This window comes from Microbulbifer maximicatervae (SeqCode) (assembly GCF_052467615.1).
Genome location: NZ_CP174319.1, coordinates 1,595,048 through 1,618,789, shown reverse-complemented (window position 1 = coordinate 1,618,789; position 23,742 = coordinate 1,595,048). Strand labels below are relative to the sequence as shown.

The 23,742-nt window shown below is 45.9% G+C and carries 16 protein-coding genes; 9 read left to right on the top strand and 7 right to left on the bottom strand.

Features of this window, described 5'->3' with window-relative positions:
* Positions 1-120: 120 nt before the first annotated feature.
* Positions 121-765 carry a TetR/AcrR family transcriptional regulator gene (locus ACJJIM_RS07365; RefSeq protein WP_444912835.1) on the bottom strand — a complete coding sequence of 215 codons (645 nt, stop codon included), beginning with the start codon at positions 763-765 and terminating at the stop codon, positions 121-123.
* A 202-nt stretch (positions 766-967) separates the two neighbouring features.
* Between ACJJIM_RS07365 and ACJJIM_RS07360 the strand changes: the two genes are divergently transcribed.
* The 6 genes from ACJJIM_RS07360 (at position 968) to ACJJIM_RS07335 (ending at position 8,728) form a co-directional block, all read left to right on the top strand.
* On the top strand, positions 968-1,861 hold the full coding sequence (locus ACJJIM_RS07360; RefSeq protein WP_444894137.1) for an SDR family oxidoreductase: 894 nt from the start codon (positions 968-970) through the stop codon (positions 1,859-1,861).
* The gene (locus ACJJIM_RS07355; RefSeq protein ID WP_444912834.1) at positions 1,861-3,468 is read left to right on the top strand and encodes an acyl-CoA carboxylase subunit beta; all 1,608 of its coding nucleotides are present in this window, start codon (positions 1,861-1,863) and stop codon (positions 3,466-3,468) included. The genes ACJJIM_RS07360 and ACJJIM_RS07355 overlap by 1 nt, the downstream gene beginning before the upstream one ends.
* An 81-nt stretch (positions 3,469-3,549) precedes the next feature.
* The gene (locus tag ACJJIM_RS07350) at positions 3,550-4,716 is read left to right on the top strand and encodes an acyl-CoA dehydrogenase family protein (protein ID WP_413665474.1); all 1,167 of its coding nucleotides are present in this window, start codon (positions 3,550-3,552) and stop codon (positions 4,714-4,716) included.
* Between the two features lie 9 nt (positions 4,717-4,725).
* Positions 4,726-5,529 carry an enoyl-CoA hydratase/isomerase family protein gene (locus ACJJIM_RS07345; RefSeq protein WP_444912833.1) on the top strand — a complete coding sequence of 268 codons (804 nt, stop codon included), beginning with the start codon at positions 4,726-4,728 and terminating at the stop codon, positions 5,527-5,529.
* On the top strand, positions 5,529-7,553 hold the full coding sequence (locus ACJJIM_RS07340; RefSeq protein ID WP_444912832.1) for an acetyl/propionyl/methylcrotonyl-CoA carboxylase subunit alpha: 2,025 nt from the start codon (positions 5,529-5,531) through the stop codon (positions 7,551-7,553). Before ACJJIM_RS07345 ends, ACJJIM_RS07340 begins: the two co-directional genes overlap by 1 nt.
* A gap of 11 nt (positions 7,554-7,564) precedes the next feature.
* Positions 7,565-8,728 (top strand): acyl-CoA dehydrogenase family protein, encoded by a 1,164-nt coding sequence (locus ACJJIM_RS07335; protein WP_444912831.1) that lies wholly within the window; start codon positions 7,565-7,567, stop codon positions 8,726-8,728.
* Positions 8,729-8,824: 96 nt separating this feature from the next.
* Here ACJJIM_RS07335 and ACJJIM_RS07330 read toward each other — a convergent pair whose 3' ends face one another.
* Together ACJJIM_RS07330 and ACJJIM_RS07325 are read right to left on the bottom strand one after the other, a co-directional pair.
* Positions 8,825-10,594 carry a DUF885 domain-containing protein gene (locus ACJJIM_RS07330; protein ID WP_444912830.1) on the bottom strand — a complete coding sequence of 590 codons (1,770 nt, stop codon included), beginning with the start codon at positions 10,592-10,594 and terminating at the stop codon, positions 8,825-8,827.
* A 360-nt stretch (positions 10,595-10,954) separates the two neighbouring features.
* A complete protein-coding gene (locus ACJJIM_RS07325) occupies positions 10,955-12,772 on the bottom strand; it encodes a haloalkane dehalogenase (RefSeq protein WP_444912829.1) in 1,818 nt (605 codons plus the stop codon).
* Between the two features lie 395 nt (positions 12,773-13,167).
* Here ACJJIM_RS07325 and ACJJIM_RS07320 point away from each other — a divergent pair, with 395 nt between their 5' ends.
* The gene (locus ACJJIM_RS07320) at positions 13,168-14,193 is read left to right on the top strand and encodes a sensor histidine kinase (RefSeq protein ID WP_444912828.1); all 1,026 of its coding nucleotides are present in this window, start codon (positions 13,168-13,170) and stop codon (positions 14,191-14,193) included.
* Between the two features lie 7 nt (positions 14,194-14,200).
* Positions 14,201-14,977, top strand: coding sequence for a LytR/AlgR family response regulator transcription factor (locus ACJJIM_RS07315; RefSeq protein WP_444912827.1), 777 nt, complete (start codon positions 14,201-14,203; stop codon positions 14,975-14,977).
* Between the two features lie 67 nt (positions 14,978-15,044).
* Here ACJJIM_RS07315 and ACJJIM_RS07310 read toward each other — a convergent pair whose 3' ends face one another.
* Together ACJJIM_RS07310 and ACJJIM_RS07305 are read right to left on the bottom strand one after the other, a co-directional pair.
* A complete protein-coding gene (locus tag ACJJIM_RS07310; protein WP_444912826.1) occupies positions 15,045-17,015 on the bottom strand; it encodes an alpha/beta hydrolase family protein in 1,971 nt (656 codons plus the stop codon).
* Entirely contained in the window at positions 17,012-17,674 is a 663-nt protein-coding gene (locus tag ACJJIM_RS07305; protein WP_444912825.1) for a hypothetical protein, read from the bottom strand. The genes ACJJIM_RS07310 and ACJJIM_RS07305 overlap by 4 nt, the downstream gene beginning before the upstream one ends.
* Before the next feature lie 110 nt (positions 17,675-17,784).
* Here ACJJIM_RS07305 and ACJJIM_RS07300 point away from each other — a divergent pair, with 110 nt between their 5' ends.
* A complete protein-coding gene (locus tag ACJJIM_RS07300; RefSeq protein WP_444912824.1) occupies positions 17,785-19,524 on the top strand; it encodes a WD40/YVTN/BNR-like repeat-containing protein in 1,740 nt (579 codons plus the stop codon).
* A 104-nt stretch (positions 19,525-19,628) separates the two neighbouring features.
* On the opposite strand, the gene ACJJIM_RS07295 is transcribed toward ACJJIM_RS07300, so the two are convergent.
* Together ACJJIM_RS07295 and ACJJIM_RS07290 are read right to left on the bottom strand one after the other, a co-directional pair.
* On the bottom strand, positions 19,629-21,026 hold the full coding sequence (locus ACJJIM_RS07295) for a tryptophanase (protein ID WP_444912823.1): 1,398 nt from the start codon (positions 21,024-21,026) through the stop codon (positions 19,629-19,631).
* 499 nt (positions 21,027-21,525) lie between these two features.
* The gene (locus ACJJIM_RS07290; protein WP_413665462.1) at positions 21,526-23,025 is read right to left on the bottom strand and encodes a vanadium-dependent haloperoxidase; all 1,500 of its coding nucleotides are present in this window, start codon (positions 23,023-23,025) and stop codon (positions 21,526-21,528) included.
* Positions 23,026-23,742: the final 717 nt, after the last annotated feature.

Below are 23,742 nucleotides of genomic sequence, written 5' to 3'. Positions count from 1 at the left end.
AAGATTCAGAGAAAATCAGTTGCGCACCAGTTCTCACCAAGCCAGTTCAAAAACAAAAATGGCAGGAAAGAAGGCAAAGTTCACAGTTTTTCTGGCACGCTTTGCCAATTTAGGAAGAAATCAGGGAGTGAATATTGCTAGAACACGCGCCGCCAGATCTGGAATAGACAACCCCTTATCTCTCGGCTTATACCAACTGTATGTGTGACTCAAGGCACCAACCAGCAAACGCCTTACCAGAGCGGGATCACCACCGGGACACTCGGCGGCCTTAATAGCGTCCAGCCATATCTGCTCATACTCCTCCCTTAGGCGCAAAACCTCCTGCTGACTCTCTTCGGATAGGCTTCTCCACTCCACCACCAGGATAGAAAAACCCGGTACTGCCAATCCATGAATAGCCTCTAATTCACACTGAATACAGGCCTGAAGCCTCTCTTGCGGTGTTCGACTCTGTTCCGCCGCGGTTCGCATTCGCGCACCGGCAAATATCGTCACCTCCCGCATTACTTCACAGAGAATCTGCTCCTTACTGGAGAAATGATGAAAAATACTGCCAGACAAAATACCCACTTCCGCAGCGAGATCCCGCACTGTTGTCCGGGCAAACCCTTTTTGCTCAAACAACCGCGCCGCAGCATTCAGCAAACGTCCACGGGCAGATTCAGGATCTGTTAGCACTCCCTCTGCCACCAAAGCACCTACCAGCTGCTGCGGCGATAACTCTTCGGGAACTCTCACTAAATCCTGCCCACTTTCAATCACGAACCACTCCCCGTATTGATCAATTTGAGTCAAACATCTTAACGGCCCTGAGAATTTTTAATCAAATAGGCGCCAAGTATTGAATACCAAGCGCTTGCTTGGTAGCGTTAAGCTATTCTGCGTTTTCCCACACGCAGGCGCAAGCGCCGACAAGAACAATAAAAACTGAATAAGCCGTAAGGCCGTAAAAAAGGAAACTTTCATGCGCTATCAAAGCCAGCTGCGCTCCGGCAGCTTTAGCGAGCAAACCTATATCGTCACCGGTGGCGGCAGCGGTATTGGACGCTGCATTGCCCACGAATTGGCCAGCCTCGGCGCCCATGTAGTATTGATCGGGCGCAAACTGGACAAGCTGGAAAGGGTTGCCGGCGAGATCAACAACGATGCTGGCGAGTGCAGCTTATTCAGCCTGGACATCCGCGATGAAGAAGGGGTGCAGGAGACAGTGGGGCAAATAGTCCAGGCCCGGGGCCAAATTCACGGATTAGTGAACAATGCCGGTGGCCAGTTCCCCTCACCCCTTGAGCAGATCAACACAAAAGGGTTCGATGCTGTTGTACGCAGTAACCTGCTCGGTGGCTTTTTAATGTCCCGAGAAGTTTTTGTTCAATCTATGAAACAGCACGGCGGCAGTATCGTAAATATCACCGCAGATAACGCCGGCGGTATGCCAATGATGGGCCATTCCGGTGCCGCTCGAGCAGGCATGGAAAATATTACCGAAACCTCCGCCTTAGAGTGGGCACCTTTTGGGGTTCGAGTTAATGCTGTAGCGCCAGGCTATATTCTCTCCAGCGGCTTTGATACTTACGACCCCAAATTCCTGCGCGAGCTATTACCGGGTTTCCGAGACAGTATTCCCCTCTATCGATTGGGAGAGGAAGCGGAAATTAGTGGGGCCGTGTGCTTCCTGCTTTCCGATGCCGCCAGCTATATCACTGGACAAACGCTGCGTATCGATGGTGGCTCGAGTCTCAAACATCACTCTCCCCTTTGGCAGCCACAGGCGGCCCGTAACTCTAAGCGCTTCAACGGATTCCATCGCAAACGCCGGCCGCAGGTAGTGGAAGAATTGGAAGCGGAGGGCAAGCTCTAATGCAGCCGATTGATTCCCAGCTCGACAACCGCTCGGCAGAGTTCAATGACAACCAAGCTGCCATGCTGGAACAGATCAACCATTTTCGTGAAGCTGAGCAACGTCCGGTACAGGCAGAGAAAAGTAAGGCTGCGCGCTATCGTGACAGGGGCTGGCTGCTGCCAAGGGAGCGCCTTAATTTATTGCTCGACCCCGGCGCACCTTTTGTTGAGCTGTGCTCCCTTGCCGGCTATAAACTTTTTGACGACCAGGATGGTACCGGTGCCGGTGGCGGAGCCATTTGTGGCATTGGCCAGGTCAGCGGACAACGTTGCATGGTACGGGTGGATAACTATGCCGTAAAAGGTGGCACCATCTCACCAGCCGGGATGGATAAAGCCCTGCGAATGCAGAGGATCGCTCTGGAGAATCATTTGCCGATTGTCGCCCTGGCACAAAGTGGTGGTGCCAACCTGATGTATGCCAGCGACACTTTCGCTCCCGGTGGACGCGGATTTGCTAACCAGGCTCGAATGTCCGCTGCCGGTATTCCGCAAGTAACCGTGGTACATGGCGGCGCTACTGCTGGCGGTGCTTACCAGCCAGGCCTGTCAGATTATGTGGTCATGGTACGCGGGCAAACCGGTATGTATCTGGCTGGGCCGCCGCTACTGAAAGCAGCCACCGGTGAAATTGCCGATGCGGAAAGCCTCGGTGGAGCGGAAATGCACTGTACCGAATCCGGCAGTGGCGATTACTTAGCTGAGAACGACGCCGATGGTATCCGCATAGCAAGGGAAATTATTGCCACCCTACCCTCACCCATTAAAAGCTCAGTACAAAAAGACTACCGAGACCCATTACACCCTATCGACGACCTGCTCGGCCTGATTCCAGCAGATAGTAAAAAGCCCTACGACGTGCGCGAAATACTAGCTCGTATCGCCGACGGCTCTGCCATGCTGGATTTCAAGCCGGAATTCGACCGACAAACCGTATGTGGCCATATTCGTATCGAAGGCTTCCCTGTGGGAATTATTGGGAATAATGGCCCCATCACCCCCAAGGGCGCCAACAAGGCCGCGCAGTTTATTCAGTTGTGCGAACAGAGTGGCACGCCACTGCTGTTTTTACATAACACCACCGGCTTTATGGTGGGTACCGAGGTGGAGCGCAACGGCATCATCAAGCACGGGGCCAAAATGATTCAGGCCGTGGCCAATGCCAGCGTACCAAAACTCAGTATTGTCGTGGGCGGTTCCTATGGGGCCGGCAACTACGCCATGTGCGGTCGCGGATTCGATCCCCGCTTTATTTTTGCCTGGCCCAATTCCCGCACCGCAGTTATGGGCGCAGCCCAGGCCGGCAAGGTAATGCGCATCGTCACCGAGCAAAAAATGCAACGCAGTGGCAATGTGGATGAGACTGTATTGGACAAATTGGAAAATGACACCAGCGCATTTATGCATGGCAATTCCGATGCTCTCGCCTGCAGTGCACGCCTCTGGGATGACGGCATTATCGATCCCCGCGATACACGCAAACTTTTAGGTATGTTGCTAGAAATTTGCAATGAGGCCGAGCAGAGAAAACTCAATAAAAATACCTTTGGCGTAGCTAGGTTCTAACGAAAAACCGGGGCAACAAGGAAGTGCGGTTGCCCATTAACACAATCACCGGGTTCACACTTCAAGGCAGGGAAAACAATAATGATATTTAGCGATCAACACCGGGAACTGCAGCGCACTGTACAAAACTTTGTACAGCAGGAAATCAATCCCAATGTGGCGGAATGGGAAAAGGCCGGCCGCTTTCCTATCCACGAAATTTTCCAACAACTGGCCAACCTGGGCCTGCTGGGCATCAGCAAGTCCACGGACTTCGGTGGTCTGGGCCTCGACTTCAGTTACGAAACCGTTTTCCTGGAAGAGCTGGGCAGCGCCCACTGTGGCGGCGTACCCCTGTCAATTTCAGTGCAAACCTCCATGTGCACCCCGGCTCTGGCTAATTTTGGCAGCCAGGATCTGAAAGAGCAGTTCCTGATTCCCGCTGTGAGTGGCGAGATGATCGGTGCAATTGCCGTTTCCGAACCCGGCGCCGGTTCCGATGTTGCTTCGATTAAGACCACCGCCAAGAGCGATGGCGACGACTATGTGATTAACGGCAGCAAGATGTGGATCACCAACGCCCCCTGCGCCGATTTTTTCTGCACCCTGGTCAATACCAGTGAGGGCAAAGCCCATAGCAACAAATCCCTGGTCATTATTCCGGCGAAAACGCCTGGTGTGCGCATCGGCGAAAAACTCGACAAATTAGGCATGCGCTCATCGGAAACCGCTCCCATCTTTTTTGACAATGTACGGGTGCCCAAACATTTCCGTATCGGCGATGAAGGTGCCGGATTCCTATTGCAGATGCTTCAGTTCCAGGAAGAACGCCTCGCCGGCGCCGCGCTGAACTTAAAAGGCCTGGAGCACTGTGTAACCAGCACCATCGACTATGTGCGCGAACGTCATGCCTTTAAAGCGCCATTGATCGACAATCAAACTATCCACTTTGCCCTCGCAGAAATGCAGACCGAAGTGGAGTGCCTGCGCTCTCTAACCTGGCGCGCGGTGGAAGCTTATGTGGCAGGTGAAGATGTCACTACCCTTGCTTCAATGGCCAAGCTCAAGGCTGGTCGCCTGTCCCGCTCTATTCCCGATCAGTGCCTGCAGTTCTGGGGTGGCATGGGCTATATCGAGGAGACTGTAATCAATCGCGCTTACCGGGATAGCCGTCTCACCGCTATCGGCGGCGGTGCAGATGAAGTAATGCTCGGCATTATCTGTAAGCTGATGGGCATACTGCCCAGCAAACGCAAACCCACCGCGTGAGGTCAGGCCATGGAGACAATTATTGATGAAACCATCGGCATCGCCCGCCATCTCACGCTAAATCGCCCGCAACAGCGCAACGCCATCAGTTTGCAAATGGTAGATGAGCTTCTGCAAAAACTCGCAGAAGCTGAAGAAGATCCGCAGGTGCGAGCGTTGATACTGCGGGGTGCAGAACACAACTTCTGCGCCGGTGGCGATATTGCCGATATGCTCAATGCTCAGCAGGGCGCGAGCGATGGAAATAGTGATGTATTTTTTCACCTAAACCGTCGTTTCGGTGAATTGATGGAGCGATTTAATCGCACCCCTTTAATAGTCATTGCAGTACTGGAAGGTGCCGTAATGGGCGGTGGTTTCGGGCTCGCTTGCAGTGCCGATATTGCCATCGCCGATCGTAGTTGCCGCTTTGCCCTTCCGGAAACTCGCTTGGGTTTACCGCCTGCACAAATTGCTCCCTTTGTCGTGGCACGAGTCGGCCTCTCCCAGGCCCGGCGCCTGGCCCTCAGCGGAGCAAAAGTCAATGCACAGCAGGCCTTGGAAATTGGGTTAATCCACCAGTTGCTCGATAATTCCGAAGCCCTCGAAGGCGCGCTGCAGGAACACTTGGGCGCGATCAATGCCTGCGCTCCCGGCGCCCTGGCAACGACCAAGCAGATCTTGCTGGATGCTGCACGGGTAAGCGATGAGACTGCCCTCGGCCAACTGCTCGACGGCGCTGCGCAGCAGTTTTCCCGTGCAATTCAAGGCCATGAAGGGCGCGAAGGCGCCCGCGCATTTCTGGAAAAACGATCACCGGAGTGGCAGCACTGATGTCGACAACAGAGACCCTGTTAATCGCCAATCGAGGCGAGATCGCACTGCGAATTATGCGTACTGCTCGGGCGGAAGGCTATCGCACAGTCGCCGTCTACAGCGATGCGGACTGCGATGCACTTCACGCACAGACTGCCGATATCGCCGTAGCCATTGGCGGGCAGACTTCGGCGGAGTCCTATCTGGATATCCAAAAAATTCTCGCCGCAGCTAAAAAATCCGGAGCCACTGCCGTCCACCCTGGCTACGGCTTTCTCGCTGAGAATGCGGAATTTGCCAGCGCTTGTGAAGAGAATGGACTGAGCTTTGTTGGCCCGAGTGCCGAAGTCATAGAAATGATGGGCAACAAACGCAAAGCCAAAGAGTTTGTTGCCGCTGCCGGCGTACCCTGTATTCCAGGCTTCCAGGGGGCCCAGGACGACGACACCCTGATCGCCGAGGCGAGGCGCATTGGATTCCCGTTAATGATTAAAGCTGCCGCAGGCGGTGGTGGGCGCGGCATGCGCCTGGCTCACGAAAACAACGAGTTGGCCTCCCAGTTGCGCGCTGCCCGCAGTGAATCCATGAGTGCATTCGGCAGCGACGAGTTGATTCTGGAAAAGGCACTGGTCAACGCTCGCCATATCGAAATCCAGGTATTTGCGGATCGTCATGGCAACTGTATTCACCTAGGGGAGCGGGATTGCTCCGTACAGCGACGCCATCAAAAAGTGGTCGAAGAGTGCCCTTCCCCAGCGGTCGACACCCAGCTGCGAGAAAGAATGGGGCAAGCCGCTGTCGACGCCGCGCGAGCCTGCGGTTATTTAGGCGCGGGCACCGTAGAGTTTCTACTCTGCCCTAACGGCGAGTTCTATTTCCTGGAAATGAACACCCGGTTGCAAGTAGAGCACCCGGTAACAGAAATGGTAACCGGTTTTGACCTGGTAGCTTGGCAACTGGCAGTAGCACGCGGCGAAGCCCTGTGCGTTTCCCAGCAGAGAGTCACCCAGCAGGGGCACGCCATTGAAGTCCGCCTGTATGCCGAAGACCCGGAACAACAATTCCTGCCCCAGGCCGGAAAAGTACTCCACTGGGTAGCGCCAAAGGGACAAGGAATCCGTATCGACCACGCTTTGAAAAATGGTTGTGAAATCACGCCATTTTACGACCCCATGCTAGGCAAATTGATTGCCTGGGGGCAGGATCGAGAAGAAGCTCGGCGCAAGCTAACCCAAGCCCTGACCCGGCTGGAATTTATCGGCCCCAAAAACAATATCCATTTCCTGCAGAAGATCCTGGCCGAATCACAGTTTATCGCTGGCGATGCCGATACCAGTTTCCTCGACCAAAACAGCACGCTGACATCCGCAGAACCAGTTCCAGCAGTAATTGCAGCCCAAGCCACATTACTTAATCACTTGCACCAAGCCAACCCTCAGGATCAGCGTAGCGGCCGCAGTGACTGGCGCAGTGGCGACAACAGCGTGCCGATCAACTACCGACTGGAAATTTCAGGACAAACCCTAAACTGTGAGCTGCTGGCGTTAGTAGATAATTCTTATCAAATCTCAGTAGGCGACCAGCAGTTCCTGATTCAGTGGGTCCATTTTGAGAAATCACAAAAAGAAACTGGAGTTTATAGTGCTGAACTCCTGCTGGATGGCGTTAGCCAAAAGAGACTGTTCCTAGCCAACCAAAGCAATCTGCACCTCCTGTTAGACGGCAGGCAATTTCATTTTGTCGATATCACCCACGCCCCCGCCAAATCGAGCCTTAACGAAGGCAGTGGCCGCATCACGGCCCCTATGGACGGTTGCCTGGTGCAGGTATTGGTTGAGCCCAATCAAAGAGTTCAGCGGGGAGACACTATCGCCTTAATGGAAGCTATGAAAATGGAGCACGCCCTGCGCGCAGACCGTGACGGTACCGTAATTAAACTGGGCGCCTGTGAAGGAGACCAGGTACGCGGTGGCCAGCTGTTAGTTCAGATCGAAGCCGCTCCCACGGAAACCGCCAAAATCCCCAGCGACGCTACTTCCTAAAGGAAATCAGCATGTACGATATTGATGCCTCCCGTATGGCAAGCCCCTTCTATGACGAAGGCCATCAGGAATGGCGCACCCAGTTGCGCCGCTTTGTCGACCGCGAGATTACTCCCTACATTACTGAATGGGACGAAGACGGCCAGCTACCCGCCGAGCTTTGGAAAAAAGCCGCAGAAGTTGGCCTTCTGCAGATGAGTTATCCGGAAAACTACGGCGGTATCGAAACCGATGTCTTCCATATGATTGTTGCCGCAGAGGAGTTAGCCCGCCCCGGCGCTGGTGGCCTCTACGCCAGCCTAATGGTCCACGGCATTGCCCTTCCCCCATTATTGCACTATGGCAGTGAGGCCCTAAAAGATCAGGTTATTCCCTCGGTATTACGTGGCGAAAAGCATATTTCCCTGGCTGTTACCGAGCCAGGCGCAGGCTCCGATGTAGCCAATCTTCAGTGCCGCGCAGAGCGTGATGGGGGTGACTATATCGTTACCGGCGAAAAGACCTATATCACCGGCGGTATGCGCGCTAACTGGTTTACTACTGCCGTGCGCACTGGCGAGGAAGGCTTCGGCGGTATCTCCCTGCTCTTAATCCCTGCGGATGCCGAAGGCGTTAGCCGGCAGCTGCTCGATAAAAAGCAGGGCTGGTGGTGCTCCGATACGGCCAGTATCTTTTTTGAGCAGGTGCGCGTCCCTGTGAGCAATCTAATTGGCGGTGAGAACCAAGGTTTCTTACCCATAGTACACAACTTCAATCGCGAGCGCCTGGGCATTGCCGCCTCTTGTGTAGAGTTCAGCCGGGTCTGTTTGCAGGACGCCATTGAGTGGGCCCAGGAGCGCCAGACTTTCGGAAAGCGTCTCGCCAATCACCAGGTGATTCGACACAAGTTTGCCCAGATGCTTCAACGTATCAATGCCACCCAAGCCTATCTGGACCTCTGTGCCTGGGCAGAGCAACAACATCAGCTCAAAGTAGCGGATATCGCACTACTCAAAGTCCAAGCCACAGAAACCCTTGAGTTCTGCGCTCGGGAGGCTATGCAGGTATTGGGCGGCGCTGGCTATATGCGCGGCAGCCGTGTTGAGCGAATCTATCGTGAAGTGCGGGTGAATGCGATTGGTGGCGGATCTGAAGAAATTATGCGGGATCTAGCGTCCAGGCAAATGGGGATTTAAGGTAGCCTTTAAGGCAAGGATAAAAGCCTTGCTAAGCCTATTTATAACTCAGTCCCGCATGGATGTGGGACTGAGTTAGCGAAAATCCCGCTTAAATTAACCCTGCTTCTTTTCTTCGATAAAGTCCCTTACCTGCTCACTTAGTACGGCCATAGGAACATTGCCATTTCTCAGAATGATTTCATGGAAGTCCTTAATATCGAAGTCCTCACCAAGTTCATTTTGCATCAGTTCTCGCAAGGCGAAAATCTCGAGGGCACCAGAATCATAAGAGGTAAGCTGCGCAGGCATAACCGCCATTCGGTCCATCAGAGTCCTCGGGCCTTTAGCAAATGAAGCTCCAGAATCCTGCAAAAACTCCGCAACCTTTTCATCACTCCAACCGAGTACATGCATTGCGGTATCCGCTACCATACCTCGCGCAGGCCATGCTCGCCTTAGGATCTTGGTTGACCCATACTGATACATTCCCGCTTCTTCCGCTAGATGTTCAGAGTACCTACCCCAACCTTCAGCAAACGCAGAGTTAGACAAGGCATCTTCTATTTTATGAAACTTCTCTTGCTCCTGTACGAGAGCAATTTGCATATGATGGCCCGGGTACCCTTCGTGGATAGTAACCTTTTCTGCAGAAGCGTAAGACTCATCCTTGTAAGTTGTCGGATCATATCCAAATCTCGCCTTGCGCTCCTTGGTGCCCGGAATATAGTGTGCGCTGCGACCTGAGCCCTGTTCATGCTCAGGGATAGCTTTTACTTCCATTTCGATCAAAGGCATTTCATGGAAGAAGTCAACGGTTAAATCTCTAGACTTATCTACCAGGCGCTCATAAAACTGATGCATTTCATCAGCGCTATTAAATTTCTGAGTTTTATCCTCACTGGCCCTTGCCACTGCCTTAGAATAGGAATCTACTTGATAGAACTCCTTGCCTAAGCGAACCACTTCGCTCTTGTTTGAGTTGACAGCCCTTAAACCCAACTCAAAAACTTCTTCAGGTGTTCTCTGCAAAGTCGTATAAGAACGATACTGAGCCATATAACATTCACGGCCATTAGGAATCGCATGGATACCAAGCTCCGCTCTGGCTTCAGGTAAATAGGCAGACTCTAGAAAATTCTTGTAATTCTCCATTGAGGGGATAACTTGATCTGAAAGCACTTGCTTGAATGCAGCTTCAAACTCAGGGTCCCCAGCTTTCTTCGCTAACCCCAAGAACGGGTGCTCATCGATAGGTACTTGGGTCAAGCCATCAACTTGCTGAATGACTCGCTTAACCACACTCTGAGGTGCGGAGTAACCTTGCTCTAACCCCCGGCGGAGATTGGCTATTTCTTGCTCATAGTAACGAGCCGCGTCAAGCCAACGTTCAATCGCATCTGCCTTTTCTTGGGCTGTTTCAACCGGCTGAACCTCGGTCAAAAAGCCAAGAATGATATGAGGCCCAAACATATGATCAACAGACCAGAGTTCAGTCTTACACACCCTTAGGCCAACATTGGACTCTAATCGCTCTTTCAGTTTGAAGTAGAATACCTTCTCTTGATCACTTTTTAGACCATTAAGATCTATCTCTGCCAATTTATTGAGTATTCTGTCCTCAGATGCCGCTAGAGAGGCAGCGTTACTGGGGGAGTTACTTAAAAAAAGGTTGTGCCTGTCCAGCTCCATATCTGAGAAGTAAGCGTACGGCTGGAAGTTTTCTAAATAAGCTTCGGCATATTGATCCGCTAGATCATGGAGTAGCGCCGAGTTGTCAATAGCTTCCCTACCGGCCACTTCAGTTTGGTTATCAGTAACTGAGCATCCCATTAGGACCGATGAAACTACCAATACACCTAAACCCGCTCTTTTTACATTAATCATTCTTATAAGACCGCAACATAAAACTCATTAAAAAGGTTTCTACAAAGAAAACTTCAACTTCCTGTTTTATAGTAGGCACTGTAACAAAATGAGTTTCAACACCTCAAATGCGGAATATCGGCGAAGCGAGGATATTTATAGATAAATCCCAGAGATAGAGCGCGGAACTCGTTTAATTGGCAGAGTCATAAATAACAAGCGCTAGCAACTTGACATAGAGACCACCTTAACCTCCCTTAACCTCCCTTAACCTATGCACTTGAAGGGTATGGCGATGCATAAGAAGCCCACTTTGATAAAAATGGGCTTCTTAAAGAACAGTAATTCCTTATAACACCGATGAATGTTACTTCATTTATATTACGGCACTAACTGGTAGCTATTACCTAAGTCGTCTTGTACCACCTCAGCAATACCATCGATGGCGGAAACTTCTAATGGCTCACTTAGAATGCGACTTCTAAATGTCCAGCCTTCTGGCAGATTGAGGCGACTTCCCAGGTCTTTTAAATCGTCAAACTGAAGATCAGAGACCTCAATACGACTAAATGATTGCATAATATACACCTGCCCATTGATATCAGTTAGCTCATAAACACGACGGCCTTCATAAAACAACCAAGTATTATTCCTTAGTACTTGTCCAGGAATATAGGAAACACTTTCTCCGAGATCAGAACTATAATTCATGGTAGTCAATAAGCGCATTTCTAAGTCACCGAAAAAACGGTGTTCATCATCCGGACTGGGTGAGACAATATCGCCACCTAAAATTTCATCCACCACAAAAAAACGCGGCCCATTAGGGATTGCAAAAAGCGAACCATACTCAATTTCTATATCGCTGAAGTTGATAGCATTCCACTGATTTTGGGGACAAAAATTAACACCCGGGGTACCCCAAATCTCTGTTGACTCCTCAGCTCCGTCTAGATAAGACAGTAATATCTCACAATAGCGAAAATTAAAGAGTGGACCGCCAGCTTGCAATGGTTCCTCAACCGTAGTATTTCGCAAGAAATCTAAAAAGTGTATGGCCAATTCCTCGCCTACATCGTCTTGAATAAAGTGGCCTGCAGCAAAGCGCCTATGATCACCATCATCCGAACCTGGTACATGCTCCACCCACTTCTGTTGCGTTTCAATACTCCCCAAGTTGATATCATACTCACCGGCATTAAACATAAAAGGGTTGTGAAAAGCTCCAAGTGTTTTCCAGGCAGAAAAATTCTGCATTTCAATACCTACCATCATCGCAGGAAATGCTCGTATTGCCGCTTTATACTCAATATTTGGGTAGGGGGCGTTATACGCAATTACTTCCTCATCACTTAGCAGGTTAATAGTCAATGTTTGTACCACATCTCCAGCAATTAATTCCGGTACACTAGAGGCATAGTTAATCCATTGTTGGAATCCCTCCACCCTATCAGTCGATTTTGAAGTAAAGAATGTTTCTGCATCACCCAGTGATTCATCAATCTCAAAAGTCGGGTATATATAAGGATTTCCCCCCAATGGAATCACCGGAAGGTCACCATTCGCGACAACTAGCCTTCCGATAACTTGTGGCATATCACCTGCAATACGAAGACCAATAACACTTCCCCAATCTTGTACAAACAGATTAATATCAGTTAAATTTAACTTATCAATAAACGCCTTAGTCCAAGCAACATGTTGTTCATATTGATGAACTGTGACGTCGATCGGCTTGTCTGACCTTCCCATTCCAATATTATCTGGTGCAATCACTCGGTAACCGGCATCAGCAAGGATCGGGATCATTTTTCGGTATAAATAGGACCAGCTGGGTTGACCATGTAGTAACAGTATAACTTCGCCATTATTAGGCCCAACATCCACGTAATGCATATTTAAGCCGTCAATTTCTACGTAACTTGGCTCAAACTCATATCCTGAAAGGGAGTCAAAACAGGCATCGGGAGTAACAATGTATTCCAAACCCGTAGCGGTTGCATGTATTTCACTTTCAGACAATTTACAAGCATCGCTATTTGGGCCTGTAACTAAGGGAATCTCTGTCCCAGAGACATCTTCAGAGTCATCCGAGTCACAAGCAACCAATAGGGAACCCAAAAAGCAGATACCGAACAGGCACCGGAATAGAGAGATATATTGGTGAGTTATAGATATAGAGACAAAAGAATAATTCATAATATAAACCTTCCTTTTACATTAAATAAAAATTCCTTTAACTGGAGAGGATATTCATATCACCATCAGAGCATCCACCTATGACAGAATTGTGCGGATGGTGAAAAACTCCGCACGACCAGAACTGTTGGAAGTTTTATCATTAATTAAACAGGGAAAACTCTATAAAAAAAGCACATAACTAACTTCTGCCAATTTAAAAACCAGAGATACATAAACTTATGCTTAGATACCTAAAAATTTGCTTGCAATCGAGAATGTTTTGTATGAACGGTGCATATTTCAAGCTCAATGGAGCAAATGGCAAGTTTCTTTCATATGAGATTACCTATATCATTCACTGTTGATATTTTGATATATAAAATCGATATTGAATGCAATATAGGCAAGGAACCTTGTTTGAATTTCGCAAAATAAATAAGATCCAAGCATGGATATTTCTTCTAATATGGCCATGGGTGAATATCTTTATCGTCTCTGCTACACTTTATTCACTTGAGTCACTAACCCCCCACCTCTTCCTGTTGGCTACAGCTAAAATATGGGGAACATTTATTTTATGTCACCTTCTTTTCATTTTTATTGAAAACCTTCCCAACAGCCCTCTACGATTGTTAAAAGAAGAACACATTTACTTACTTAGACCAATTGTAGTCATTTTTCTATTTATAAGCATTGCACCGATCGTAGAACCCCCATTAACTTTCAAAGTACCTGACATTAAAATATTACCATTGGCGATAATGCTACTTGAATCGACAGTTTATATTTTTGCCATATATATATTTCAACAGCAAAGTTTCTTCTATCGCTCGCAGCTTCATGCACAACAGGCAGAGCTACAAATACTTAAAATGCAATCAAATCCTCACTTTCTATTTAACACTCTAAATTTGATTGCATCAGAAGTCATTCAGCGCCCATCAAAAGCTAAAGAGCTCATTTACAGCCTTTCCGATTTATTGCGCGACACAATCAACTTAACCAAAACACAATGGATAACTATTGAGGAAGAACTAAGATTAATCGAGTTATACCTCTTGCTGCAACAAAAGCGCTTTGAGGATCGATTCACCTTTGATATTGACTGCCCACAAAATTTGAATGGAATGAATATACCTTCATTACTATTAATGCCAGCTGTGGAAAATGCTATAAAGTACGGTATTGCACCCTACGCTAAAAGTGGTCATGTGAGTGTAAATGTGGAACTAAATAATAGCTACATAGAAGTGGAAGTTCAGGATACAGGGGCATGCTTTGATGACAAAAACATCACTTATGGTGAAGGATTACGTATTCTAACTCAAACATTAAGAGTCAACTTCAGTGACAACCACGCCCTTAAGCTAAATTCAAGCGGTGAAGGAGCAAGTTTGAAAATTCGCTTCCCACAAGTAAATTCATCCATAACCCCGTAGGTTGAAAATGGCGAAAATGAATACTAAAAAGGTAATTATTGTCGATGATGAACCTGCAGCAAGATCCAATCTAATAGAAGTAATCAACACCTTCGATGAATTGAAAGTTGTGGCGCAAGTAACTGATGGGAAGTCAGCAATAAAGCAGATCACAACCAAAAGCCCTGATATCGTTTTCCTTGATATTGAAATGCCAGAGGTGAATGGCTTTGATGTGGCCAATGCAACTCAACATATAAACTATCAACTTGTCTTCCTAACAGCCTATCAGCACTATGCCCTGCGTGCGTTCGACACAAATGCAATCGACTATTTGACAAAGCCTGCTCATCCAGAATTAATAAAGAAAAGCATTCGCAAGATATTACGGCAAGAGATGTATGCCTTAGGGCAACAGACGTCTTCGACAAGCGGAAACCGATTGGTTTTGAGTGATTACAATCAAATGAAGATATTTGAATATGACCAAATTAACTATATCGACAGTATCGGTCGTTATCGTCGCATCCACCTTACCGAGACAGGAGTTAAATCTCACAATACAAATACCATTATTTCAGATATGACACTTGACAGTTTCAGTGAGCAGCTACCTAAGGAAACTTTTTACCGATTACATCGAAGCTACATCATTAACAGCCATAGAATCCTTGAATTAAAGTTACAGTCACGACGCCATTTTGTCCGACTTTCCGGAACAGATACACTTATCCCAGTATCTCGCAGTTTTCTATCCATCTTAAAGGAGAGCATTAAAGTCTCAGCTAACTCTCCAACTGGGTAAAAGATGGCTCCAAGTAATTCCAAAAATGCAGCTATGAAATTAGTCCGAGCCGCCATAATCCCAAAACCTACATGTTCTTTTTAAGGAAGCTGATGATCGACCCAAAAATAGCTCTATGGTGCTCACTATCAGTAGGACCATGAGCCATATCTGGATATAGTTTCCACTCATAGTCCTTATCAAACTTACTTAACATCATATTCATGCGGTACATATGTTCAACATCAACAGTTTCATCCTTCTCACCATGAATAATAAATACAGGCCTTTGAAGGTTTTGTGCCAGATATACCGGTGAAATGTCCTTCAGTTTGCCATAGTCTTTAACAGTATCTCCAACATTCTCCTGCATCCACTTACTTTGAGCCTCAGTTGCATAGGGTGAGTTCAGGTAGAGGTTAACATCTGTGACACCGGCCACACTGACTGCACAGCGGAACAATTGCTGGTGTTTGATAGCCATCATTAGTGCAGCATATCCACCATAACTCATTCCAACAGAACAAATTTCCGAAGACAAAATATCGCTTCGGTCACTTACCACTTTTGTTGCTTGAAATATATCTTCAAGCATTAAGTTACCCCACTGCTGAACACCCGCTTCCTCCAGTTCAGTTGAATAACCACTCGATCCTCGATAATTCACCCTTAAAACGGCATAATTATTCGCCACAAAGAACTGTGTATAGTAGTCAAAATACTGATGGTCAAAAACTCCAAGAGGACCACCATGTGGCATAACTATAAGAGGGAATGGCCCGTTACCTTTTGGCACGGTCAATATATAGGGAATATCCAATCCCTCCACTTTAACCTGCTCGTGATATTGGCGACTCTCAAGCTGATCATTTAAATGTGGAAATTTTGAGGCAACTAGCTGGTCAATTTTCTGGTTTTTCCTGCTAATGAAATAACGTCCTGGCTGGCCGTGGCTCTCACTATAGTAAAGCTCTATAGTACTATCGAGGCTTCTTCCTACTGTTGTTTTTAGTAGACTCGCCATGCCATTTTTTTCTTGTCTATCCTCATCAATATATTGATATTCTAACCGTCCATTATGAACGACTTTTACACCAATCAACTCCCCTGTCGATTGCTCTATTACCAGATCGATAATATCGTAGCTATCAGATCGATAAGCTATGCTCTGTTCTCCACTGGTGAAATTGCAGCGGTAAACTACCCGATCTTTCTCCGAATTAGTATCTAAACAAAAGTAAGTTCCAGACTCCGGACTTATAGATACAGGTATAAGGATTCCATGCTCTGCTCCGGGGGCGGGCTCCTCTTCCAACTCTTCTTCAGACCAACTCTTTATTGGGCCGGTAGAGTGTCCATTAACAACTTTACTCAGATGAAGCTTGCTGTCATTGAAAAACAAAACTGACTTTGGCTGGCCTGATGGATCAAAAAACCAGCGTATCGCATACCCTTCAACTGAAGCCACTTCATTCTGAACTGTAAACTGGCCTCCATCTTTTCGTAAAAGTTTACTTGCTTTCTGTTTAAATCGGTTAAGCTTAGATACGTCAATACTGTATACCTTGGAGTAAATCCCACTTTTTGCATACAGAAAATGGCCCGGCCTGTTTGGCAACGCATGGACCAACCATCCTGGTGTTTTTACCTCAAATATTTCTGGAGGCTGGCCTTCGGAGCCTGAGACATCAAGCACTAATAGTCGATAAGCTGGCTTGGTATCTAATAAATTTTTAACACCCTTCTTGACTTCCTTAAACTGGGCAACAAGATACTGTGGGCCAACCCAACGGATAAATTGAATTGATGCGTCCCTGGATGTCAATGTTTCGAGATCAATCAGGGTATGACTAGACCCATCTTCACGACTCCAAATATCTAACTTTTGACTAGCATCACTCTGCTTAATGGACGCTACCAATCTTCCATCTGGACTGACTTGTGCTGTTATAGTATCAATCGATTTAAAGTAGCTTTCTGCTGGCATTGCTACTACTGGACCAATTTTCACCAGAATGCACAACAAAGCCAATAAAGTCCCTCGAAAAAAAACAATCATTGGTTTATCTCCATAGGACTTAACCAACTTTGCAAGAATTCATCTTGCACTCCCGCACCAGATACCAGAGGATACAACTCAGTTAATGAATTTATAGCTTCTTGAATTCCATCTAAATCTGTTGCTATTCGATTTTTGAAATAGACTTCTACCGTATCTGACTTTCTTTCCTTACCTATAAACAAGCTACCAATATAATTTGTTTTTTTAGCTTCCACATGAAAACGCCAAGTACGCTGCTTAGCAGTATCTAGTTTGTAGGGGAGATTGAAGTAAGGTGCATTTATTTGGGTAATTTGGTACAGGCCAGCTGGGACTGTCATCAGGTAAAAACCTTCGGACTTATCCTTGAGGCTGACTTTATAACGACCTTTCTTTCGCAGTTTATATTTTTGCCCACTCAGCAGATATTTGTTTCCATTAGCGTACATCTTAGCAAACTCAATTGAGGGCGCAGTACCCCCTACATCTAGCTTAACCAAAACATACCCACGCCCGCCCTCTAACTCAGGCGGACTATCATAGGGTACCAATGACAGTGTCCGAGCAATTACTGATTCAGACACAAGGATTGCCGCAAATATTATGCCTTTAAGAAGAGTATCTACTCCACTTACCTGATAGCCTACCGGCATCACGCTTCTAAAATTTAGTGTCAAAATAACACTTCCATATGTTTATTTATAAATGAGTGACAACGTTTTGAATACTATCTCAGAGCCAAATGCAATACAATTGGCAGGCTTTGGTCCAAATTATGGAGAATAATATGTCAGGGATGAACCCTCTCAGGTACGTTAAGTCTTGCCCACTTCTTTTAGCGGTCTGTTTATTATTTCTACAAGGTTGTGCGGGGCAAGTTAATATGCTACCAACATTGAAAGAAGACGTCCCTATTAGCGAACAAGATGGAATTGTTGTCGCTCGAATCATTAACGCCTCTGGAGTTGCCCTGCCGTTTAATCAACTCACAATTAACCCGGAAAACTTGAACGAGTCTAAATCCATAAAACCGGAACGTCTCCTTGCGGATCGACCAAAGCTAAATGGTACAACGGTATTTGCCTCTTCTGTCAAACCAGGGAATTACTCTATTAGTAGCATTCGGGCGTTCTATTCAAACGGTAATGGATGGTACAGCCGTTTCGTAAGTGCAGATGAGAAGCTGGGGACCTTTTCAGTTACGCAGGGTGAGGTCACTGATCTTGGTACTTTGATCTATTATCCAAAGCCACAAGGTGACAGATACCTTGACCTTTTGATTCGCGCGCCTGAATCAAAAGAAGGGGAGGTAATTGCAAAGCACTTTCCATTCATAAAATACGATCCTCAATCAATCAACGGGTGGCATGTCGATGAAAATGATGAAGAGCGTGAGTCAGCTTATATATCCATTGCACAGAATCCTCTGACATACAGCGAAGAGTATATTTCTCCTGATAATTCCATCTACTTTCTTGGAAAGGTCGGCGTATTTATGAAACGTACTCCCGACGGGGACTGGGAGCTTGATGCTGTTGACACCAATCATGAACTAACGGCTATCGCACAAAACAATCATGGTGATCTAGTAGTCGGGGGGAGTGAAGGCGCCCTATTCTGGCGCTCTGCTAAAGGGGATTGGCTAGACATATCATTGGAGCACAATACTCACATTGAAAACCTGAGACTTCTAGATACAGGAGAGATAGAACTTCTAGTTACTCGCAACTTTGAAGTGAATATTTATAGGGGAGTAGTAGCAAATTCACAAGTAAAGTGGAAACTTTTGAATCAATATTCCTCAAGATCAGGTCAAGGATGGGAGCATATTGCGGAAGTAAAAATAGGGGAAATGAAAGCTCACACCAAGAGTGACCAACATATATACAATACAACTATTTTTGAATTCAACGGCCAGAATTACATAACTGTCCGTGAGCAATCAACGTATGGAAGTATTATATTTTCGCCAATCAATAGCGAAATCTTCATCTATGATCCTGAAAGTTGGATGATCGAAAAAACAGTAGATGATTTTGACCTAAATGCAATTGTTGACGCAGGCGCAGTTCAGTTAGGTGTCGAGGAAGCTGGCTTCTGGTCCTGGACAGGAAAACCAACCTATTACAAAATTGATAAAAATGGCAACCAGGATAAAATAGCTACGTATATTAAAGAATGTAAAGAGAGTAAATCTTCCAGAAATCGCTGTATAAATAGAAATTTCACATTTCGATCCGTTCCCTGGTTCTCAACTGACAATGAAGCCGTTGCGATTGTTGGTTTTTCACAAAGTAACTTTTCCGGTAGGAATCGTGAAACAGAAACCAGAATCTTAACAACAACGGATGGCGGAAAAAGCTGGATAGCTACAGACAATAAACCACCTACAGACTATTGTACCTCTATAGTTCCTCTTGTTGCCGATCGTTTATTAGTTTCCTGCGATGGTGCCAATGGTGATTTCTACGAATCAACCGACTTAGGGGCCAGCTGGAACCAGGTAAGACAACAAGATAATTTCTAGAAAAATAAGGTGGATACAAATATCCAATGTATCCACCTTATTTTAGTTGTAAAAAATACTAAAGAATGGTTTTACTATAATAGAAAAAAATAGTTATTTATAGCTCAAATCTCTGTAAATCTAGCAGTAAAATGTCGTAGAACTTGCGGCTCATACTCGAAAGCTAACCCCCGCAATTCATTGGCCCGCGAGCTAAGTTCGATAATCGCATCTGCTACATAATCCATATGGTCATTTGTATAGACTCTACGTGGAATAGTAAGCCGCATTAATTCTAGATCTGCTTTCTTTTGTTCACCGGTATCCGGGTCCCGCCCAAGAAGTAAAGAACCAATTTCCACAGCCCTGATGCCCGCTTCTAGATACAGCGCATTGGTTAACACCTGTGCTGGAAACTGATCCGATGGAATATGGGGAAGAATCTTCGATGCATCTACAAAAACCGCATGCCCACCTGTAGGATATTGAATGGGTACTCCAGCAGATCTCAATCGCTCTCCCAGATAGGCCACTTGGCCAATTCGGTAGTTCAAATAGCTCTCATCGGCAGCCTCATAGAGCCCCCGGGCCAGCGCTTCCATATCGCGACCAGCCATCCCCCCGTAGGTCACAAAACCCTCCATAGGGACGCAGCGGGTTTGTACGGCTTGAAACAGTTCCTCATTATTTCGAATACAACAAAGGCCACCAATATTTACCATAGGGTCTTTTTTTGCGGACATTGTCAACATGTCCCCATATTGATACATCTCACGAATAATTTCTAAAATCGATTTTTCTTGATACCCCTCTTCCCTTTGCTTTATAAAGTAAGCATTCTCGCAATATCGAGCCGAATCAATTACCACTGGGATATCATACTTAGTAGCAATTTCATAAACTGCCTGCATATTTTTCATGGACACAGGCTGACCACCAGAACTGTTACAGGTCACAGTAGTTATAATCGCACAGACATTGTGGCTTCCGTGATCCTCAATAGTGGAAACCAGGCGTTGTAAATCAAAGTTACCTTTCCAATCGTATGCTGTCGTGGTATCAAAAGCACGTTTATCCACCACATTAATTGCTTTTCCGCCATTTAACTCTATATGCCCTGCCGTAGTATCAAAATGATAATTTGAAATAAATACAGGCTCCGTCCCTCCCCGCACTTGACGCATACGCTCAATCAGAGCAGGAAACAAAATTTGTTCTGCTCCACGCCCCTGATGTGTAGGAACAACCAATTTATACCCAAAAAAATGCTCTACTGCATTGCACAAATTGTAGTAGTTTCGGCTACCGGCATAGGACTCATCACCAAGCATCAAACCCGCCCATTGATTATCACTCATTGCACCAGTGCCTGAATCTGTCAATAGGTCAATATAGACATCATCACTGCGCAGTAAAAACGGATTTAATCCAGCCTTATTGAGTGCAACCTCCCTATCTTTATAGGTTGTCATCTTGATCGGCTCAACCATTTTTATACGGAAGGGTTCAGGGATTCGCTTCATCACAATTATCCTAACAATACCTGCCATACTGCAGGCAATAACAATCCAATTATTATAAGTAAAGTAATTAGCATAAGAGAAACAGGACCGAATTATATTTTAATTAAAGTTAAGCCCTGTAAAACATCTAAAAACTGCAGAAATACATCAACGGGATATTGTTCCCTACTGAGATTCAGGCTCCTCTGTCAAAAATGATTGTCAAGTATTTCACTTCTTAACTTATGGTACAATAGGCTGCATTATCTATATGGTTTTTTTCAGTCACTTGAGTGAACTTATTATTGGGTTCTTAGGTTCACATTTCTTGTGACCGGAAGCCACTCTAGATTTCCCAGGTATCGAGATAAAAGATTATCTAATGACAACTTAGCTCACATTTTAAACATTGATGAACAGAGGTCCCAGAATAGAAACATCTAACTTATAAATGAGGCAGAAGATACTAATTGGATCCGAGCTTATCAATTAGTGATTCTTCTGCCCCACGTCATCTCTCTTAGTTACCTTCTAATTTTGAGAGGTAAAACTGAAAAGCACGATGTGCCACTTGATGACCTATCGCCTGCCCTGCAGGTACTGAAGGCTCAAAGTGTACACCTCCCCATACACGACTGTTACCACAGTCCTCTTCAAATGAAGTCCAGGTAGGGAAATATAGATTCAAGTCAGTTTGTGGTGTTACACCAGGTTCAATCTGAGAGCTGCCAGACAGCGCAGTTACAGAATATCCCAAAGTATCTCCTTGAGGTAAAAACAAGCGGCTTGTCTCGGCATGCGCAGCACAAAAGCTAGCTGATGCGGAGGGATACTCGGGATGATCAGCTACAGGCAGATAGCTAGTCCACTGACTAGCGGGTAAATCATCCACAGTTCCCTTTCCAGCACCACCCCAAGCCGTTACAGGTTCATCCTTATAAATATACCGAACAGCAGAAAAAGGTCTTACTGAGTTATGGCGACGCTTTTCCTTCCAGATAGCAATAGCAGTATCAAAAGCTGCCATATTAGTCAGGAAGTCATAGTGTATGAAATCCATCAGGGATAAACCTTGAGATTCAGATGCAAAAACGGCAGCGAAGCCTAAGCTGAATATCTTCATATCAAATAGTTCAGCTTTCATCTTCTGCTCATCAGTTAAATTCGCTGATGTAGCCAATACATCATTTACTTGCGCTACGTAACTGGGATAGTTCCAAATTTTGGATTTAATTGGTATCGGTGAAGTGAACTCATCAGGAGATTCGTAGCTGTAGGGCGTAGTCAATGCAATTTGAGGAGTTACGAACTGCTGAACCCGAAATACGCCTGGTCGCTCCATTAAAACTGCCGGCTGCCATTTTGATGGAAAACGCAGCTTGTAGGCAGAATTAGCGGGTTTAAAGTCCGTATAATCGGCATAAGGCAAGCGATGATAAAGCTGGTTACCTTCATTACCTAACTGATTCATCCCATCATTGACACGTCCTTCCAGAACTTTTCTACCAGCATAATTTCCTATACCAATTGGTGTGGACGTATCTTCTGAAATATTTTCAGGATCTAACCCTAGCTCAATTAGCATATCATCCCATTCAGATACCAAATGGGGAAATAAACCACTTAGTACTTTGTGGGAAGCATAGGTCAATGCAATATTTAACTCAGTATTATCTGTCGGCTCTGTCATTCGACTAATATCTGAGTAAACGCCCTTTGCTGTCGGATGATAAGGTGCTGTTGCATCAAACCAGGAGTTAGTGATAAGCGTTGTAAAACGGAGTACCAACGTCGCATCATTTGCGGCCGGAGACACTTCGAAGATTGCACAGGCTGCAGCTGGGATTATATTTTGTACCGCAACATTACAAGTTCCTAGCTCTTCAGAGCTACATTTTGGAGGCAATGAAACGTCCTCTAACTGAGGACAACTGATGGCCTGCGCTTGCCAACTTGCTGACACAAACACTAATCCTATAATACTTTTTAAAGCTTTTTTATAAGTTACATCTTTTAGCATTGGATTTTCCTTTTTGCTATATCCATGTGACCAGTGTAGCATCCTAACTACCGACCACTTTCTAATGATAAACACCTAAAAACACTTTAAAACAGACTGCTCGCTCCCCCCATTTCAATTGTAAATGACCATAATTCCTGACATTCTTTTAGTGCCGACAGCACTTGTATTATCAGAATCTAAAATTCAAAACCAACAATTAAGGCAAGCTAATGAAATTACTTGCAAAGTAATTACTTGTAAAGATACCAGCTCACAGAAACAGTAATTTTTTGAGATTCAAATTATTGGCGAGCCCTTTTAAAAAGACAACAATCCATTTTTTCTTTTAACAAACTGCAAAGTCAAAAAAGTTACACCTTAGCGAATATTTTTTGGATTAAAAGGGGCGTCATCCCAGCATATATTTTCTATAAACACGAGCTACCCCAACACAGATAGTGATAAAAGTGCTGGTCAGGCAGTACTTAATACTATAAATCCAACACATTTCCATTCAATTACCTAAATTACACTTTCTACTGATATCGGATTTAATTGTCTTATTTTATGAGCACCCAAATAATTAAAGCCCACTTAACCCAAATACAGATAGCGTGGAGCTGCCATCATTGCCATATATAACAGTACCAGCTATTTGATTTTATTCTACTAGAATTGTATTCGCTAGAAAATTACAGGCACTTACCTGACATTTCTTGAACAAATACACTGAGT

Bases quoted from the DNA above. Each gene is read 5' to 3' on its own strand.
- ACJJIM_RS07340 (WP_444912832.1), top strand. From the start codon at position 5,529: ATGTCGACAACAGAGACCCTGTTAATCGCCAATCGAGGCGAGATCGCA.
- ACJJIM_RS07290 (WP_413665462.1), bottom strand. From the start codon at position 23,025: ATGCTAAAAGATGTAACTTATAAAAAAGCTTTAAAAAGTATTATAGGA.
- ACJJIM_RS07295 (WP_444912823.1), bottom strand. From the start codon at position 21,026: ATGAAGCGAATCCCTGAACCCTTCCGTATAAAAATGGTTGAGCCGATC.
- ACJJIM_RS07300 (WP_444912824.1), top strand. From the start codon at position 17,785: ATGTCAGGGATGAACCCTCTCAGGTACGTTAAGTCTTGCCCACTTCTT.
- ACJJIM_RS07355 (WP_444912834.1), top strand. From the start codon at position 1,861: ATGCAGCCGATTGATTCCCAGCTCGACAACCGCTCGGCAGAGTTCAAT.
- ACJJIM_RS07325 (WP_444912829.1), bottom strand. From the start codon at position 12,772: ATGAATTATTCTTTTGTCTCTATATCTATAACTCACCAATATATCTCT.
- ACJJIM_RS07345 (WP_444912833.1), top strand. From the start codon at position 4,726: ATGGAGACAATTATTGATGAAACCATCGGCATCGCCCGCCATCTCACG.
- ACJJIM_RS07315 (WP_444912827.1), top strand. From the start codon at position 14,201: ATGGCGAAAATGAATACTAAAAAGGTAATTATTGTCGATGATGAACCT.
- ACJJIM_RS07330 (WP_444912830.1), bottom strand. From the start codon at position 10,594: ATGATTAATGTAAAAAGAGCGGGTTTAGGTGTATTGGTAGTTTCATCG.
- ACJJIM_RS07350 (WP_413665474.1), top strand. From the start codon at position 3,550: ATGATATTTAGCGATCAACACCGGGAACTGCAGCGCACTGTACAAAAC.
- ACJJIM_RS07310 (WP_444912826.1), bottom strand. From the start codon at position 17,015: ATGATTGTTTTTTTTCGAGGGACTTTATTGGCTTTGTTGTGCATTCTG.
- ACJJIM_RS07335 (WP_444912831.1), top strand. From the start codon at position 7,565: ATGTACGATATTGATGCCTCCCGTATGGCAAGCCCCTTCTATGACGAA.
- ACJJIM_RS07360 (WP_444894137.1), top strand. From the start codon at position 968: ATGCGCTATCAAAGCCAGCTGCGCTCCGGCAGCTTTAGCGAGCAAACC.